Origin of the sequence: Paenibacillus sp. 22594 (genome assembly GCF_052044425.1) — a bacterium.
In the GTDB taxonomy this organism is placed as follows: domain Bacteria; phylum Bacillota; class Bacilli; order Paenibacillales; family Paenibacillaceae; genus Paenibacillus_AQ.
The window spans coordinates 759536-776633 of the sequence record NZ_JBQENA010000002.1; the positions used below are offsets into that span (position 1 = coordinate 759536).

14 protein-coding genes are annotated in these 17098 nt (G+C 49.0%); 10 read left to right on the forward strand and 4 right to left on the reverse strand.

Annotated features, from left to right (window positions below; translation table 11 throughout):
* The first annotated feature begins 313 nt into the window (after positions 1 to 313).
* The 6 genes from ACTJKB_RS10250 (at position 314) to ACTJKB_RS10275 (ending at position 6667) form a co-directional block, all read left to right on the forward strand.
* A complete protein-coding gene (locus ACTJKB_RS10250) occupies positions 314 to 856 on the forward strand; it encodes a hypothetical protein (protein WP_440833692.1) in 543 nt (180 codons plus the stop codon).
* Entirely contained in the window at positions 849 to 2351 is a 1503-nt protein-coding gene (locus tag ACTJKB_RS10255; RefSeq protein WP_440833693.1) for an AAA family ATPase, read from the forward strand. The genes ACTJKB_RS10250 and ACTJKB_RS10255 overlap by 8 nt, the downstream gene beginning before the upstream one ends.
* 132 nt (positions 2352 to 2483) lie before the next feature.
* The gene (locus ACTJKB_RS10260) at positions 2484 to 3356 is read left to right on the forward strand and encodes a 3-hydroxyacyl-CoA dehydrogenase family protein (protein WP_440833694.1); all 873 of its coding nucleotides are present in this window, start codon (positions 2484 to 2486) and stop codon (positions 3354 to 3356) included.
* Entirely contained in the window at positions 3353 to 4561 is a 1209-nt protein-coding gene (locus tag ACTJKB_RS10265) for an acetate/propionate family kinase (RefSeq protein WP_440833695.1), read from the forward strand. Before ACTJKB_RS10260 ends, ACTJKB_RS10265 begins: the two co-directional genes overlap by 4 nt.
* A 22-nt stretch (positions 4562 to 4583) precedes the next feature.
* The gene (gene asnS, locus ACTJKB_RS10270; RefSeq protein ID WP_440833696.1) at positions 4584 to 5879 is read left to right on the forward strand and encodes an asparagine--tRNA ligase; all 1296 of its coding nucleotides are present in this window, start codon (positions 4584 to 4586) and stop codon (positions 5877 to 5879) included.
* Between the two features lie 20 nt (positions 5880 to 5899).
* Positions 5900 to 6667 carry a DnaD domain protein gene (locus ACTJKB_RS10275; protein ID WP_440833698.1) on the forward strand — a complete coding sequence of 256 codons (768 nt, stop codon included), beginning with the start codon at positions 5900 to 5902 and terminating at the stop codon, positions 6665 to 6667.
* Between the two features lie 140 nt (positions 6668 to 6807).
* Here ACTJKB_RS10275 and proC read toward each other — a convergent pair whose 3' ends face one another.
* The 4 genes from proC to ACTJKB_RS10295 all read right to left on the reverse strand — a co-directional run bounded on the left by proC (position 6808) and on the right by ACTJKB_RS10295 (position 11520).
* Positions 6808 to 7674 carry a pyrroline-5-carboxylate reductase gene (gene proC / locus ACTJKB_RS10280; RefSeq protein ID WP_440833699.1) on the reverse strand — a complete coding sequence of 289 codons (867 nt, stop codon included), beginning with the start codon at positions 7672 to 7674 and terminating at the stop codon, positions 6808 to 6810.
* Between the two features lie 75 nt (positions 7675 to 7749).
* Positions 7750 to 8997, reverse strand: coding sequence for a glutamate-5-semialdehyde dehydrogenase (locus ACTJKB_RS10285; protein WP_440833700.1), 1248 nt, complete (start codon positions 8995 to 8997; stop codon positions 7750 to 7752).
* Positions 8998 to 9065: 68 nt separating this feature from the next.
* Positions 9066 to 10169, reverse strand: a complete 1104-nt coding sequence (gene proB, locus ACTJKB_RS10290) for a glutamate 5-kinase (RefSeq protein ID WP_440833702.1) — start codon at positions 10167 to 10169, stop codon at positions 9066 to 9068.
* Positions 10170 to 10608: 439 nt separating this feature from the next.
* Positions 10609 to 11520 carry a LysR family transcriptional regulator gene (locus ACTJKB_RS10295; protein ID WP_440833703.1) on the reverse strand — a complete coding sequence of 304 codons (912 nt, stop codon included), beginning with the start codon at positions 11518 to 11520 and terminating at the stop codon, positions 10609 to 10611.
* Positions 11521 to 12586: 1066 nt separating this feature from the next.
* Between ACTJKB_RS10295 and ACTJKB_RS10300 the strand changes: the two genes are divergently transcribed.
* From ACTJKB_RS10300 to ACTJKB_RS10315, 4 genes are all read left to right on the forward strand, one after another.
* On the forward strand, positions 12587 to 12991 hold the full coding sequence (locus ACTJKB_RS10300; protein ID WP_440833705.1) for a hypothetical protein: 405 nt from the start codon (positions 12587 to 12589) through the stop codon (positions 12989 to 12991).
* A gap of 222 nt (positions 12992 to 13213) precedes the next feature.
* A complete protein-coding gene (gene leuC / locus ACTJKB_RS10305; RefSeq protein ID WP_440833706.1) occupies positions 13214 to 14638 on the forward strand; it encodes a 3-isopropylmalate dehydratase large subunit in 1425 nt (474 codons plus the stop codon).
* A gap of 27 nt (positions 14639 to 14665) precedes the next feature.
* Complete coding sequence (gene leuD / locus ACTJKB_RS10310; protein ID WP_440833707.1) at positions 14666 to 15268, forward strand: 3-isopropylmalate dehydratase small subunit; 603 nt, start codon at positions 14666 to 14668, stop codon at positions 15266 to 15268.
* A 177-nt stretch (positions 15269 to 15445) separates the two neighbouring features.
* Entirely contained in the window at positions 15446 to 17035 is a 1590-nt protein-coding gene (locus tag ACTJKB_RS10315) for an N-acetylmuramoyl-L-alanine amidase (protein ID WP_440833709.1), read from the forward strand.
* The last annotated feature ends 63 nt before the right edge of the window (positions 17036 to 17098 follow it).

Sequence of the window (17098 nt, forward strand, 5' to 3'; positions counted from 1 at the left end):
AAAAGACCTGTCATTATGCCCAAAAATTAGTACTGAAAATTTTAAATATATTCACATTTTTCTTCGAATTCGTATATACACCTATGATATACTACTACTTGTATTAAGGCATGCTTAAGAGCATGCCAGTCTCGGAAGAGCACTAGACACGCTATTTTAAAATATAAGGATTGATAAGCTTTCACATCATCAGTCATCCTTATATTTCTCGCTGAAACGTATCGTCCCTTCTTAAGGACGGCAAACCGTTTCCACTTGTAAGTTCACTATATTTATTCACTTTGTTTTCTTATCTTTGAGAGGAGGACGTTTCTTGAAACTACGCCTAATGCCTGTACTGCTAACGTCTCTGCTGTCTGCTGCTCTATTATTTGGCGGCTGGTATTCCTATCGTGAGTTCGCCGTGCAGGAGCCGCTGCAGAAGATTGTATCTGCTTATGAGGGAGTGAACGATTCCCATATCTCTATTAAACGCAATGAGGTTACTTTGAAACTTGATTTGAAGCCAGGTACAAAATTACGTGAGCTGGTGCAGTACGTAAATACCGAGGGCAGATCGGTTATTGACGGCCGAACCCTAAAACTGGATGTAGAGCAGCATTCCAGCCAGCTTTTGGATGAATATTGGGATAAAGCGATGTTCTCTGTTGCCGAAGCGATGGAGAGCCGTAAATATACATTAATACCTGCGAAGCTGGATGAACTGAAATCTCAGAATTCCAAATACAGCAGTGTGGTCGCAACGACAGAAATCGATGATAGTAACGTATATGTGAGCCTTAGCGACGGTAAGGAAAGTAAATTCATTATTTTACCTCGTGTAGCGGCAACGATGGGAGTGTGGAATAATGCCTAAGTTCTGGAAAGAGGTATTAATCGGATTTGTTCCTGTACTGTTGATTTTTATGGCTTTTGTCGGTATTAATATTTTTCCGGTTATCATTGCGGCAGGCATGGTTGGCGCACTGCTCCTTATTGCCCATCTGCGCGGTGGACTAACCGTGAATGCCGGCGGAGACAAAAAACGCAAGAAGAACGGCCCGTCGAAGCTGACTTTTGAAGAAATCGGGGGACAGGACAATGCCAAGCAGGAGCTGCGTGAAGCGCTGGACTTCCTGATCCGGCATGAAGAAATCAGTAAATTCGGTATCCGCCCGCTCAAGGGGATTCTGCTGACAGGCCCTCCTGGAACCGGTAAGACGCTTATGGCCAAAGCAGCAGCCCATTATACAAACTCTGTGTTTGTGGCCGCATCGGGCAGTGAGTTCGTTGAGATGTATGTCGGTGTCGGTGCCGGACGTGTACGCGATTTGTTCAAGGATGCACGGACGCGTGCGTTGAAGGAAAATAAACAGAGCGCGATTATTTTCATCGATGAGATTGATGTCATCGGCGGCAAGCGCGAAGGCGGACAGCAGCGTGAGTATGATCAGACGCTCAATCAGCTGCTGACCGAGATGGACGGGATTTACAACAATGATACGCCACGTATTCTGTTGGTAGCCGCAACGAACCGCAAGGAAATGCTGGATTCTGCGCTGCTGCGTCCCGGCCGTTTCGACCGGCATATCCAGGTGGACATGCCGGACAAGAAAGGCCGCAAATCCATTCTAGATCTGCATGCCCAGAACAAACCGCTGCACGAAGGGGTTAATCTGGACAAGATTGCGGAAGAGGCTTATGGCTTCTCCGGCGCCCAGCTTGAGAGCGTGATGAACGAAGCAGCGATCTACATGATGCGTGAGAACCTGACAGAAGTAGAGCAGCGGCATCTGTCGATGGCAATTGACAAGGTGATGATGGGCGAGAAGACAGACCGGGAGACGAACCACGAAGAGAAGAAACGAGTGGCTATCCACGAGCTGGGACATGCGATTATGGCTGAGATGCTGCGTCCGGGAAGTGTCAGCCAGGTTACGCTTACGCCGCGTGGACAAGCACTGGGGTATGTACGGCATAATCCGCAGACCGAACAGTACCTGTACACTAAGGACTACCTGGAGAATCAAATTATGATTGCCTTGGGTGGAGCAGTAGCAGAAGAAATGTATTATGGCGGAAGAAGCACCGGATCACGCGGAGACTTCGATCAGGCACTCAATATTGTTGAGACGATGATGAAGTCGGGACTAACCTCTCTGGGGATTGCCAATCTGCAAATGGTTACCACAGAAGAATTAATGAAGGAAAACAGTAAAATACTGGACGAGCTAATGGTACGTACTCATGAGCTTCTCGGGAAGCAGCGAAATGTATTTGATTACTCTCTTGACATATTAATGAAAGAAGAAGTTCTCTCCGGAGAGCAATTTCGTTGTCAATTTCGTGACAGTGTCCTTTTACCGGCATAATTCTTTATGCCGGTTATTTTTTTTTACTTTTGAGACATGCTAAGATATTATTATATGTCGGGCTACATATTTTCTACGACAGACAAGGTACAATACAAAAGTATAGATACCTGAAAGGATGGAGACTTTTACATGAATTTTAAAAAGATCGGTGTCATCGGTGGTGGCACAATGGGTCAAGGGATTGCTGAAATGCTGGCAGCCAAGGGCCTGGATGTTATGCTGGTGGAGAAAACCGCAGAAAGACTGGACTATTCTTATGCAATGATCGAGACAAGTCTCGACAAACAGCTGGAGAAATGGGCAATTACCCAAGCTGAAAAGAAGCTGATTCTCAGCCGTATCGAAAAAGTATCGCATTTCGCTGAACTGAGCTCCTGTGATATGGTCATTGAGACCATTACTGAGGACCTTGACGCCAAGCAAAAGGTATTCAATCAGCTCGATCAGGTGTGTCCGAGCCACATTATTCTGGCCAGCAACACGTCTACACTCAGCTTGACTGAGCTTGCCAGCTCCACAATGTACCCGGAACGCGTCATCGGCATGCATTTCATACATCCTGTAGCGAAGGTGGATCTCGTTGAGATTGTGCGCGGACTGAAAACCTCTGACAGCACTTTTGAAGATACCAAAGCCTTTGTTGATGAAATTGTTGAGAAAAAAGGCGTCATGATTTACGAATCCCCAGGGTTTGTATCTTCACGCCTCATTTGCCTGTTCATTAACGAAGCTATGCATGTCCTGCAGGAAGGTGTTGCTTCTCCAGAGGATATTGATGATGCCATGCGTATCGGCTATCAGTTCCAGCACGGGCCGCTTGAAATGGCTGACCGTTTCGGTCTGGATTCCGTTCTTGCCGCACTGGAGAATATGTTCCGTGAGTACGGTGAACTGAAATACCGTCCATCCACTATTCTTAAGAAAATGGTGCGTGCAGGACAACTGGGCATGAAATCGGGCGAAGGCTTCTTCAAGTACGACAAGGATGGTGACCGTGTATGAATATTCTAGTTATTAACTCAGGCAGTTCTTCTTTGAAATACCAGTTGTACAATATGACGGATGAATCTGTACTTGCCAAAGGTCTGGTAGAACGCATCGGGATGGACTCCTCCATTCTGAATCACAAGCCAACAGGCAAACAGGAAGTAACGGAAGTCAGTGAAATTCTTGAGCACAATACAGCGATCCGTAAAGTGCTTGCTTGTCTGACGGACAAAGAGCACGGGGTTATTTCTTCGATCGATGAGATTAACGCAGTTGGACACCGTGTAGTTCACGGGGGCGAATTCTTCAAAGCTTCTGCGCTGGTTGATGCCGACGCCAAAACCAAAATCCGTCAATTGTTCGACCTTGCACCACTGCACAATCCGGCAGCAATGATGGGGATTACGGCTACCGAAGTGAATATGCCTGGTGTGCCGCAGGCGGTTGTTTTTGATACTGCTTTCCATCAGACCATGCCTGAGAAAGCTTATATGTATGCCATTCCTAGAGTGCTGTACAACAAATACAAGGTTCGCCGCTACGGCGCACACGGTACCTCCCATGATTTCGTGAGCAAGGCTGCGGCTGAATACCTGGAGCGTCCGCTTGAAGACCTTAAGATCATTACTTGCCACATCGGTAACGGTGCGAGCGTGACTGCCGTTGACGGCGGACTGTCGATTGATACTTCAATGGGGATGACACCGCTTGAAGGTCTGATGATGGGTACCCGCAGCGGTGACCTTGACCCGGCAATCGTTCCTTATGTAATGAACAAGGAAGAGCTGTCCGTGGGCGAAGTGAATTCGATGCTGAACAAGCACAGCGGACTTTTGGCTATTTCTGGCGTCAGTAGCGACATGCGTGATATTATTGATGGTGCGGAAAAAGGCGAGCCGAACTCTACGCTTGCTTTTGATATGTATGAGTACCGTCTGCGGAAGTATATCGGTTCTTACGCGGCAGCGATGAACGGAGTGGATGTAATCGTATTTACTGCCGGTGTTGGCGAGAACGCCGCCGTGCTGCGTGCCAAAGTGCTGAATAACCTTACGTTCCTTGGAATTGAACTGGATGCTGAAGCTAATAAGGTCCGCTCCGGTGATCCGCGCCGTATCTCTACGGTAGAGTCCAAGGTGCAGGTGCTCGTGGTTCCGACAAACGAAGAGCTTGTCATTGCACGCGATACTTATCGTATTGTGCAAGGAATTAACGGCTAAATCAGAGGAGAGATCAGTAGGGATGGCTAACAAGAGTGTAATCAAGAACGTGAATGAGCATGTTGGGGAAAGTGTTGTGATCGGCTGTTGGGTGAACAACAAGCGCTCCAGCGGTAAAATTCAGTTCCTGCAGCTTCGGGATGGTACAGGCTATATCCAGGGCGTTGTGGTGAAATCGGAAGTGCCGGAACAGGTCTGGGACGATGCCAAGAGCCTCACCCAGGAAAGCTCATTGTATGTGACCGGAATCATCCGTGAGGAGCCCCGCAGTCAATCTGGATTTGAGATGACTGTAACGGGTATAGAAGTATTGCATCTTACAGAGAATTATCCAATTACCCCGAAGGAGCATGGCGTCGATTTCCTGATGGATCACCGTCATCTCTGGCTTCGTTCCGCGAAGCAGCGGGCTGTGCTCGTGATTCGTGCGGAAATTATCCGGGCGATTCAGCAATTTTTCAACCAGAACGGGTTCACGAAGGTGGATCCGCCGATCCTGACGCCAACGTCGGCAGAAGGTACAACTAACTTGTTCCACACCAAATATTTTGATGAAGACGCCTATCTTACGCAAAGTGGACAGTTGTACATGGAAGCTGCGGCGATGGCCCTTGGCCGTGTGTATTCCTTCGGTCCGACTTTCCGTGCAGAGAAATCCAAAACCCGCCGTCATTTGATCGAGTTCTGGATGATTGAGCCGGAAATGGCATTCACGGATCACGAAGAAAGCTTGAAGGTTCAAGAAGAATTTATCAGCTTTATTGTACAGTCCGTGCTAACCAACTGTCGTGCGGAGCTGGAAGCGGTTGGCCGCGATGTGTCCAAGCTGGAAAATGTCAAAGCACCGTTCCCGCGTATCACCTATGATGATGCGATCAAGTTCCTGAATGATAATGGACATGAGATTGCCTGGGGCGATGACTTCGGGGCGCCGCACGAAACAGCGATTGCGGAAGCCAATGACAAACCGGTCTTCATTACGCATTATCCGGCTTCTTTCAAGGCATTCTACATGAAGCCAGATCCTGAACGTCCAGAGGTTGTCCTCTGCGCAGATATGATCGCACCTGAAGGCTATGGGGAGATAATCGGTGGATCACAGCGTATCGACGATCCGGCTTTGATGGAGGAGCGCTTCAAGGAACATAATCTTTCAATGGATACTTACAAATGGTACATGGATCTGCGCACATATGGTTCTGTGCCACACTCCGGTTTTGGCCTGGGCCTTGAACGGACGGTAGCTTGGATTTGCGGTCTGGACCATGTACGGGAAACGATTCCGTTCCCACGTACGCTGTACCGTCTATACCCATAGGCATTCAAAGGGGGCTGCGCATGGAAGGCAAAGGATGGAGTACCTGGGGCGAAGGCGTGTCTTTTGGCCTCCAAAACGGGATGGCCGTCATTCCTTACGCACTCTTGAAGTATTACCGGAAGCTGAGCCTGACCGGCAGTGAAGCGATGCTGCTTATTCATTTGCTGTCCTTCCGCCAGGTGGAGGGAATTGAATTCCCTTCACTGGAGGAACTTCAGACAGTAACCGGACGCAGCATATCAGCAATAGCGGGAGAACTGCAGAAGCTTATGAAGGAAGGCTTCATCAGCATTGATGAGGACAACGACGAGCTGAGAGATATCCACTATGAACGCTATAACTTCTCAGGCTTGTATGATAAGCTAGGAGCGTTTCTGGCGGTACTTGCTCAAGAATCCGTTAAGGAGAGAAGCAAACCTGTAAGTAGCGTGCCCAGTCTTCGGACGTCTGCACATCATACAGGGGCTCCTGCTCCGGATGGAGGCTACGGGAGTCCAGCTGCTCCTGCGGGCAGGGTTGCGGAGGAGAGCCGCAGTCTGTTCACAATTTTTGAAAAGGAATTTGGACGTCCGCTTTCCCCGATGGAATGTGAAACCATTTCCGGTTGGGTAGATCAGGATAAGTACCCGGAGGAATTGATTCTTCTCGCTCTGAAAGAGTCTGTATTCGCCGGTAAAGTTCATTTCCGCTATATTGACCGTATACTGCTGGAATGGGCCCGAAACCGGGTAAAGAATGCCCAGGATGTTAAGGCCTACTCTCAGAAGTTCCGCAGCGGCGGCAGATGAAAAGAGAATCAGCTGAAGTTTCTTGCCCTTAATCGGACGGGAAACGTTCAACGTCCTTCCTAATATAGAAACAACCGTACTTCCATTGGCTGGTTAGCCATGTGAAGTACGGTTGTTTTTGGTTTTTAAGATATGAATATTTATGAAAGCTCTTTTTCCAGTGCTACTCCCATTTCGCGGGAGCGCTCGGCGCAGCGGTTCACAGCGGAAATTACGGTCTCGAAGAAATCCCCTTTTTCAAGTACCTCTAGAGCAGCCTGTGTGGACCCATTGGGTGAGGTGACTTTTTTACGCAAGGCGGCTGGTTCTTCACCGGTCTGCTGCACCATCCGGGCAGCACCAAGGACAGTCTGAACGGTCAGCTCTCTGCTCTGATCAGCTGGCAGACCTCCGCGGATCCCTGCTGCAATCATGGCCTCCATCATGTAATAGATGTACGCCGGACCACTACCCGAAATCCCGGTTAGGGTTTCCATGCGTTCTTCATCGATCACAGAAGTTAATCCAACCGCTTCAAAGATGTTGAGCGCGGTCCGGCGGCTCGGCTCATTGACTTCCTTGGAGAAGGCAATGCCGGTTGCTCCGAGTCCGATGGAGCTGGAGGTATTAGGCATGGTACGCACAACCGGCTGTGGTTTCCCAAGCAGGCCCTGCATCGTCCGAATAGTCATACCTGCGATCACGGAGATCACCAGCTGGTCAGGAGAGAGCAGAGGCCCTAGGCCGCGCAAAGCTTCGGCAGCATCCTTGGGCTTCATAGCGAGCACGATAACCGGAGCTGTGCGCAGATATTCATTTTTTTGTTCAGGTTCGTTACTGCCGAGCACCCCATAACGGCTGCGGAGCTCGCTCAGACGCTCACTGCTGCTGCGGTTCAGCATCACGATATTGCCGGAATCCACCACATTACGGGCAATCATGCCGCGCACAATCGCTTCCGCCATCGAGCCAGCGCCGTAAAAAACAATGTTGTGATTAATTAATGGTATTGCAGGTTGCTGACACATGGCTTAAGTCCTCCTAAGATTTGAGGGTATACTTCATTGGAATTTCTTCGAAAAACTGGCTTCGGCAGCATAGGTTTATCCCCGGATTTGTCCAGAGCCGTGAATTTTGTATTTGGTTGAAGTCAATGCTGGCAGTCCCATAGGGCCGCGGGCATGCAGCTTTTGGGTGCTGATGCCAATCTCTGCCCCAAATCCGAACTCGAAGCCATCAGTGAAACGCGTTGAGGCGTTATGATAGACAGCAGCGGCATCCACTTCTTGCAGGAAACGTTCGGCGTTACCCGCATCTGCGGTTACGATGCATTCGGAATGCCGGGTACTGAACTCAGCAATATGCTGCAGTGCTTCATCCAGCCCGCCGACGACTTTGATATTAAGGATATAGTCATTGTACTCTGTAGCGAAATCCTCTTTGGATGCCGGCAATGCCCAAGGAATCCTAGCAACCGTCTCTGGACAGCCGCGCAGCTCTACAGGGATTTCGCGGAATGCTTCTGCTACAGCAAGGAGATGCTCTGCAGCAAAATCCCGGTGGACCAGCAGCGTCTCCATGGAGTTGCACACGGAGGGACGCTGGGCCTTGGCGTTCAGGCTGATCGACAGTGACATTTCCGGATCAGCACTGGCATCGAGATAAGTATGGCATATGCCTGCCCCCGTTTCAATGACGGGCACTGTAGCATTGAGCACTACATTCTGAATCAGCGCGCTTCCACCGCGTGGGATGATTACATCAAGCAGTCCGTTCAGCTTCAGCATCTCATCTACTGAGGAACGGTTCGGATCTTCGATCAATTGCAGCGCTTGGCTTGGAATGGCCGTTTCGGTAAGTGCACGGTGCAGCACCTCAATGATTTTGCGGTTGGAAGACAGAGCAGAGGAGCCGCCGCGCAGGACTACAGCATTCCCTGTTTTCAGACATAAACCCGCAGCATCTACCGTTACATTAGGACGTGCCTCGTAGATAATGCCAATGACACCCAGCGGTACACGGATTTTCTCAATAAACAGTCCATTTGGACGTTCGATGGTTTCCAGGTTGTCACCGATAGGATCAGGCAGTTCGGCTATTTGCCGGAGTCCTTCTGCGATGCTTGTGATCCGTCCGACATCCAGTGCCAGCCGGTCAAGCATTGATTCCGGAGTACCGCCGAGCCGCCCTCGCTCCAAATCTTCGCTATTAGCAGCAATGATCGCGGGAGCTTCACGGATCAAGGCTTCGGCCATAATCAGCAAGGCCTCATTTTTTTGACCGGTGCTCAGACTGGCCAGTACACTGGCAGTTTCTTTGGCTAATGCGGCCTTGTTTACAACCTCACTCATGTTATAACCTCCTAAAAGTTTTTTGAGCTTTACACCTTGGAATCAGGTTCGGAAAACGCTTCGAGCTGTTAACGCAAAGTAATCCATTCATCACGGTGGATGACCTCCAGCCGGTGAACTTCACCCAGCTTCGGCACGATCTGACCGCTTGGCAGTCCCTGAATAGTGCGGAGCTGGGAGTCGTCGTAGTTCACAATTCCCCGCCCAAGCAGCTTGGCGTCAGGTCCAAGGACCTCCACAACATCCCCAGAATGAAAACTCCCTTCAATCCGTTTCACACCTACTGGCAGCAGGCTATGTCCGCCATGGAGAAGTGCTTCCACCGCACCTTCATCCACATACAGAGAGCCGAGAGGAGTGGACATGAACCCGAGCCACTGTTTCTTGACGGGCAAGGAAGACAGGGTAGTGGCAAAATAGGTGCCTTTTCCGTTGCCTTCAGCCGCCAGCTGCAAATCGCCAGGCTCTGTTGCTCTGCCTATGAAGACGGGGACTCCGCCTCGAGTGGCGATTTTGGCAGCATCGATCTTGGAACGCATGCCGCCTGTGCCAACACTGGAGCCAGCGCCTCCGGCAAAGGCATAAATCTCCGGGGTGATCTCCTCCACACGCTCATAGCGTATGGCCGCCGGATTTTTGCGGGGATCTCCACTGTATAATCCGTCCATATCGGTCAGCACGAAGAGATGGGAGGCTTTCAGCAGATTTGCCACCAGGGCCGATAAGGTATCGTTATCGCCGAATTTCAACTCATCTACCGAAACGGTATCATTTTCATTAAATACGGGTACCGCTCCTTGCCGCAGGAGTTCCTCTACTGTCATCACTGCGTTGTTCATTGCCCGCCGGCTGCAAAAATCGGTTCGGGTCAGCAGGATCTGCGCAGTGGGAATGCCGTGCTCCGCAAAGGCTTCCTGGTAGGCCTGCATCAGCATTACCTGGCCGACCGCAGCTGCAGCTTGCTTCTCATGCAGAAGCTTGGGGCGCGATGGGTAGCCGATGCCCCGAAATCCAGCGGCTACGGCACCGGAGGTAACGAGCAGTACTTCACACCCGGCCTTGCGCAGTCCGGCAATTTCGGCAGCAAAGAAAGCTACTGCTTCACGGTTCAATCCACCTTCAGGTCCGGTGAGCGAGCTGCTGCCGATTTTGACCACGATTCGTGTTGTCAATGTGGTTCACTTCCTTCTTAAATTTACATCCATTTCACGCTGAAAACGACAAAAAGCCCCCATCCTTAGACTTAGCAAAGGACGAAAGCTTGGTAAACTTCCGCGGTACCACCTTCATTGATGAGGGTTCATCCGACTTCATTCTCATAACGGGAGTTTCCGTCCTGCTAGGGCAGGCCGCTCGGGGGTAGGATTCGGAATGGACAACCGCGGTAAATTCTCCCAGCCTGCCGGAATTTACTCTCTGATCACGGATAATCGCCTATTCGTACTGGTCCCGTCTGCACGTTTCACTATTTGTCATTTAGAATACCACGCAAATGTCGGGTTTGCAAAGTGTGACGTAAGTAATATTTTTACCAGGAGAGGCATTTAAGAGAAAAGCAAGACCAGCTCAGAACTCCTATTATTTTGTATCCATAAGCTAATTGCTGGTTGGCTATTCATCGGAAAGATCTTTGACGGTTGTTTTGAAGGTTTCTATAAAAGCTTCTGCTGCTTTAGATAAATAGCGTCCGCGCCTGTAGGCAACCACCAATGTACGGCTAGGCACCGGCTCGGCCAGGGGCAAATAGACGGGAACGAACTCACTGCGCGGCGCCCGGGCGATAAAGTGGGGGACCAGTGTTACTCCCATTCCGGTAGCGACGAGCGATTGAACGGTCTCCATATTATTGCTCTCAAATACGATACGCGGCTCAAAGCCGGCTCCCCGGCATAATTCGACGGTCATTTTACGAAAGCCCTGGCCTTCTTTTAGAACAATGAATGGCTCATCCTTAAGCTCCTCTAGAGAGGTGCGAATCCCAGCTGCACTCCTTGAAGCGAGTGGGTGCTCTGGCGGGACGGCCAGGTCGATCCGCTCTTCACCCAGCACTTCGTAAGCGAGTGTCGGGATCTCCAAAGGCAAGGAAAGCAGGCTTAAGTCCGTTTGACCGCTGGCCGTGAGTTTTTCCAGATTCATGGAGGAATCTTCGAGCAGCGTGATTTCAACCTCGGCGAATTTGCTTTTGAACACAGGCAGCACATGCGGCAGCAAATGCGCACCGGTGATGGGCATGCTCCCTACAACCACATGTCCGGTCCGCAACTGGGAGATATCCGACATCTCCTGCCGTAATAGCTCTACTGCATCAATAATCGTCTGCGCCTGCTCCACAAATTTCTCCCCGGCATGAGTAAGTTCCACTGAGCTGGTATTCCGCTGAAAAAGAAGAACGCCAAGCTCCTTCTCCAGCTTCGATAGCTGCTGGCTGAGTGAAGGCTGAGCGATATGCAGCTTGTCTGCAGCACGGGAAAAATTGCGTTCTGCAGCGATCTGTAATGCATATTGAAGCTGTCTAAGTTCCATGAAAAGACTCCTTAATAGTAAATGATATAGTTATAAGTATAACCTATAAGTGATGCTATATATAAATCAACTTGTGCCAGGCCTCTTCGTTCCATATCAGGACTTATAGATCAAACCTATGGCTTTTATAGAATATATCAGGCAAAAACCCTTTGATAAAATTAGTAATGGGGACGAATTATTTTGCTTTCGCTTTAATGAACATCGTTTCAAAGAACCTCAAGCTGATGACCTGCGGCAACGCATGGGAGGGATAATCTTCGGCTTTATTGAAGAGAGTACCGCGGTCTTCATATGCTGGGGAATAACAGCCGTCCAGTTTTGAAGGAAGGTATTGACGTTACCTCAAAAGAAGATGACCCGGAAGAACACTACATTTCGCACGTGGCCTTCTGAAAATAACCTACCATCAAACAAGAGGTCCAGCGTATGACCAAAGAGGAGGGGCTTGCTTGGATTGAGCGGACATATGCCCGCTACGTAAAGGATGACTTCTAATGATAAGGGGGAATTGACGATGAATAGCCAATGGATCGGCAAGCCATCTCCTAATAGTCGCCACGAAATAACTGGCTGGATTAATTTGAGGTGGTGTTAACGGCAACAGCGTCCGGGTGTCCCTGCTACCTTTTATCGTGGGAGGACTCAACTATGCTGAGTAGACTGTCTGCATTACTAAGGGAAGTCTTATGCACTTGTTGCGGCGGTATGGTTGCGGGGGACGAGGGTTTAACAACACTCTCAGCGTGCTCCACCCGGGCGCGTCTTATGGACATTGTGATCATTACAATGCAAGTACGGGTTTTTACTAATTTGGCCTCATGGATCAGAGGGTTCGATTCCCTTCAAGGCTATAACGAATAGTTAGATAACAAGGTAACAAGGTCGCTCATTGATAGGCGGCTTCTTTATTTTATCCGAAGGAGTGAGTGTAATGGAGATAAGGTGTCTCCGAGAGCGCCTGAGAAGGTTGATTTGGGATAAAAATCCAGTTTACATTCATTTCTCAACAAAAGATACCGATATTAAATGATAAATAAAATCTATTGGAAGAGGATGTGGAAGCATGCGTATTAATAATTCTAGTCCTAGCGTTTATTATAGTAACCAACGCAACAATCTATCAAGCAATAAAGATTTGTTTGAATCAACGCTACTCGTACAAATAAATGAAAAGAAAGAAGAAGATGAAAAGAAGGACAAATCGGTAGAAAAAAAAGGGAAACTGGTTACAGCGAAGGAAGGCGCTTATATTAGACAGTACATTGTTTATTCAGACGGATCAAAGGTTCTATTGAGTGAAATTAAACAAGCTGAGAAGGAGTCTACAAGTACAGAAAACAATTCGCAGCTGCTTTTCAATTCTAAAAAGAATCAGAATGTTGACGACGGAATGAGTAATAATTCAAAGGAATTAGTAAGTCTGTTAAATCTACAAGTAGGTAATATTGATCATCCGAAAAATAACTAATTGAAAATTAAGTTGATAAGTTTATTACTAAAATGATGGGCATTCCTTAGTTTTTTCTTGGAGTGTCCTTTTTTGTACCTTATCCAGCCTTATAGGCTCCGCCTATGGCTTTTATAGAAATCATATCTTGGAATTATAAACGTGGCGATGTTATATTTAGAGCATTCAAGAGAGACTCCACTTTCTCTTCCAATGAACGATTCTACTATATGAGGTGAAAACATGGGCAACAAGACAATGTTTGAAAAAATTTGGGACAATCACGTAATCCACCAGGAGGAAGGCAAGCCAAGTATCATTTACATCGATCTGCATCTGGTGCATGAGGTTACTTCCCCGCAGGCTTTTGAAGGGCTTCGTCTCAGCGGCCGCCAGGTTCGCCGTCCGGGTCTTACTTTTGCAACTATGGATCATAACGTGCCTACCAAGGACCGCTACAATATCACGGACCCTATTTCCAAGCAGCAGATTGATACCCTGTCGCAGAACTGTCGTGACTTTGGTGTAAGACTGTTCGATTTGAATGATATTGACCAAGGTGTAGTGCATGTTATGGGTCCGGAAATCGGATTGACTCATCCTGGTAAAACCATCGTCTGCGGCGACAGCCATACCTCCACACACGGGGCATTCGGCGCGTTGGCTTTCGGAATCGGTACCAGTGAAGTAGAGCATGTGCTGGCCACCCAGTGCCTGCAGCAATCGAAGGCCAAAACGATGGAAGTACGCTTCACCGGCAAACGTAATCCCGGTGTTACTGCTAAGGATATGATCCTCGGTGTGATTGCCAAATACGGTACGGATTTTGCTACCGGCTATGTTATCGAATATACAGGCGAAGCGATTCGCGAGCTGTCGATGGAAGAACGCATGACCGTCTGCAACATGTCGATCGAAGGCGGGGCAAGAGCGGGTCTGATTGCTCCGGATGAAACTACCTTCAACTACCTGCGCGGACGCCAATACGTACCGCAGGGTGAAGCTTATGAAGCTGCCGTTGAAACCTGGAAAGGGTTTGTCAGTGACGAAGGTGCAGAGTACGATACGATTGTTGAATTCGATGTAGAGACTTTGATTCCGCAGGTAACCTGGGGAACCAGCCCGGGTATGGGTACGGATATCAGCTCCACTGTGCCGAATCCGGCGGATTTCACAACAGAAAATGAACGCAAAGCAGCTGAAAAAGCGCTTGAATATATGGATTTGGTGCCAGGAACCCCAATTTCCGAAATCGGCATAGATTATGTCTTCATCGGATCTTGCACGAATGGACGCATTGAAGATTTGCGGGCTGCCGCCGAGGTAGCCAAGGGACATAAGGTGTCCAATCAGGTTACCGCAATAGTGGTTCCGGGATCAGGACGCGTGAAGCTTCAGGCCGAGAAGGAAGGGCTTGATAAAGTATTTACTGAAGCAGGATTCGAATGGCGGGAAGCAGGCTGCAGTATGTGCCTGGCTATGAACCCGGATGTTCTGCAGCCTGGACAGCGCTGCGCATCTACCTCGAACCGCAACTTTGAAGGACGTCAGGGACGCGGCGGACGCACGCATCTGGTTTCTCCTGCTATGGCGGCTGCGGCTGCAATCAAGGGTCACTTTACTGATGTCCGTGACTGGAACTATAAAACGGAAGCCGTCAACGCATAGAACTTGAGAGAGCAGGAGGATATAATCATGGAAGAATTCAAGAAATTAACCGGAATCGTTGCCCCGGTGGACCGGGTAAATGTAGATACAGATGCTATTATCCCTAAACAATTTTTGAAACGGATCGAACGTACGGGTTTTGGACAATTTCTGTTCTACGAATGGCGTTTTGATGAAGCTGGAAATGATAATGCGGCATTTGAAATGAACAAACCCCGCTATAAAGGGGCTTCGGTTCTGATCTCCCGGGCCAATTTCGGCTGCGGCTCTTCACGTGAGCACGCACCTTGGGCGATTATGGATTACGGCTTCAGAGTCGTGATTGCACCTTCGTATGCGGATATTTTCTACAACAACTGCTTCAAAAACGGCATTCTGCCGATTAAGCTCTCGGAAGCCCAGGTAGATGAGCTGTTCAAACGTACGGCAGAGCATGAAGGCTATAATTTGACGGTGGATCTGGAAAATAACCAACTCAATGATGATTACGGCCTTAGCATTACGTTTGAGCTGGATGAGCACCGCCGCCAGTTTCTGCTGCAGGGGCTGGATGATATCGGGCTTACTCTTCAGCATGCGGACGAAATCGCTGCTTATGAGGAGCGCCACGCCGCTAAGCTGTTTTCTTAAAAGAAGTCAATACGAAAACTTTACAATATTTACACAAAACTTCTATTTCCGGGTGTCGGAAATAGAAGTTTTTTTGCTATAATCGATATATTCATTGCCTGAGAAGGCAACTTTTGGAGTTTTCTGTCGTCTTAATCTTATCTATGTATCTATCATTTGCCAGAAGGAGAGGAAAGGATGAGAAAAGCCGGACAACGGGTGCTATTTCTATTGCTGCTGCCACTGCTACTGCTATCATTCGCCGGCCATGAAGCCGCTGCTGCCGGGAACAGCGCGGGCAGAATTGTAATGGACAACAAGGAGTTAGAGCTTCCCAAGGGAATCAACCTGGAAAACGTAAATGGAAGCGTTATGATTCCTATCCGTGTGGTAGTTGAGAATTTGGGATTTGAGGTGCTGTGGGAGCAGAAGTCACATAAAGTCACCGTTCAGCAGGATGGGAAAAGTGTCCAACTGGCCGTAGGCAGCAAAACAGCTGAAGCTGACGGAGTGTCTCTGGTACTGAATGCGGCGCCAAAACAGACCGGTGGCACAGTGCTGGTACCTATCCGTTTCGTCAGCGAGCAGTTTGGCCTGAAGGTTGGATGGGATAATAGTGACAAAACGGTCTACTTGAGTGGCGGAATAACGGGTGAACCTATCGGTTCAAATGTTCCACAGCCGACTGCAACACCTATTCCAGCACCAACCTTAACACCAACCCCGACTCCACAAGCAAGCTCCGTCCCTACAGACAGTCAAGGGACAGGGGGAGATATTGTAACCGGAGTGATTGCACCTACACCTACCCCTATTCCGGGAAGTGCGGGTACCGTGGCTACTTCACCTCAAGTAATGGGCGCGGTATTCAGTGAGAACAGACTGATCATCGCTGCAGCTGGGGGAGCCAAGCCTACTGTAACCAAGATCAGCAGTCCGGACCGTATCATCATAGATTTTCCCGGTGCTGCATTTGCATCCGATTTTGTGGGGAGCTTTCCTGGTGTTTCCACCAGCGGAAGTCCACAGGGCAAGCTTGATGTAAGCGGCTATCCGCTGATTACCGATGTGAGATATGCACTATTCAGTGTAAGCCCGCCCACTGTCAGATTTGTTATCCAAACCGTTGGCAGCCAGCCGTATCAAGTCAGTACGGATGACAGCACAGGGCTAGTAACCATTGATTTGAATACTGGGAGTATTGGAGCCCCGACCACAGGTGGAACCGGAATCACCGGGAAGCCGATAGTCGCTCTTGACGCAGGTCATGGCGGCACGCAATCCGGTGCTGTCAGCTTAACGGGCAAACTGGAGAAAAACTTTAACCTCGCTGTGATTCAAAAGGTAGGAGCATTGCTGAATCAGGAGGGACTGGTTACCGTTGTCTACACGCGAACCACGGACAGCACACTTGGACTACAGGATCGTGTAGTGATTGCGGAAGCGGCAAAAGCTAATTTGTTTATTTCCGTGCACGCCAATTCTTTGCCTGCCGATTATCCGAATAAGGACAAGGTCAATGGCAGTGAGACTTATTATTCACGGACGGAAAGCTTGCCTCTCGCCCAGATCATGCATAAGCATCTGGTCGCTGGAACGGGCTTTAAAGATAATGGGGTAAGAAATAAAAGTCTTCATGTCACTAGAGAAACGAGTATGCCTGCTGTACTTCTAGAGGCAGGTTATCTTACCAATCCCGGTAACGAATCAGCGCTGTACAGCGATCTGTTGCAGGATAGTCTGGCCCGGGAAATCGTTGCCGGAATCAAGGAGTATCTCGGATTGTAGAATGGGTCGCTCCGATAAATGCAGGTAAGGAAACATGTTTTTGTATGGCAGATATTCGCAACT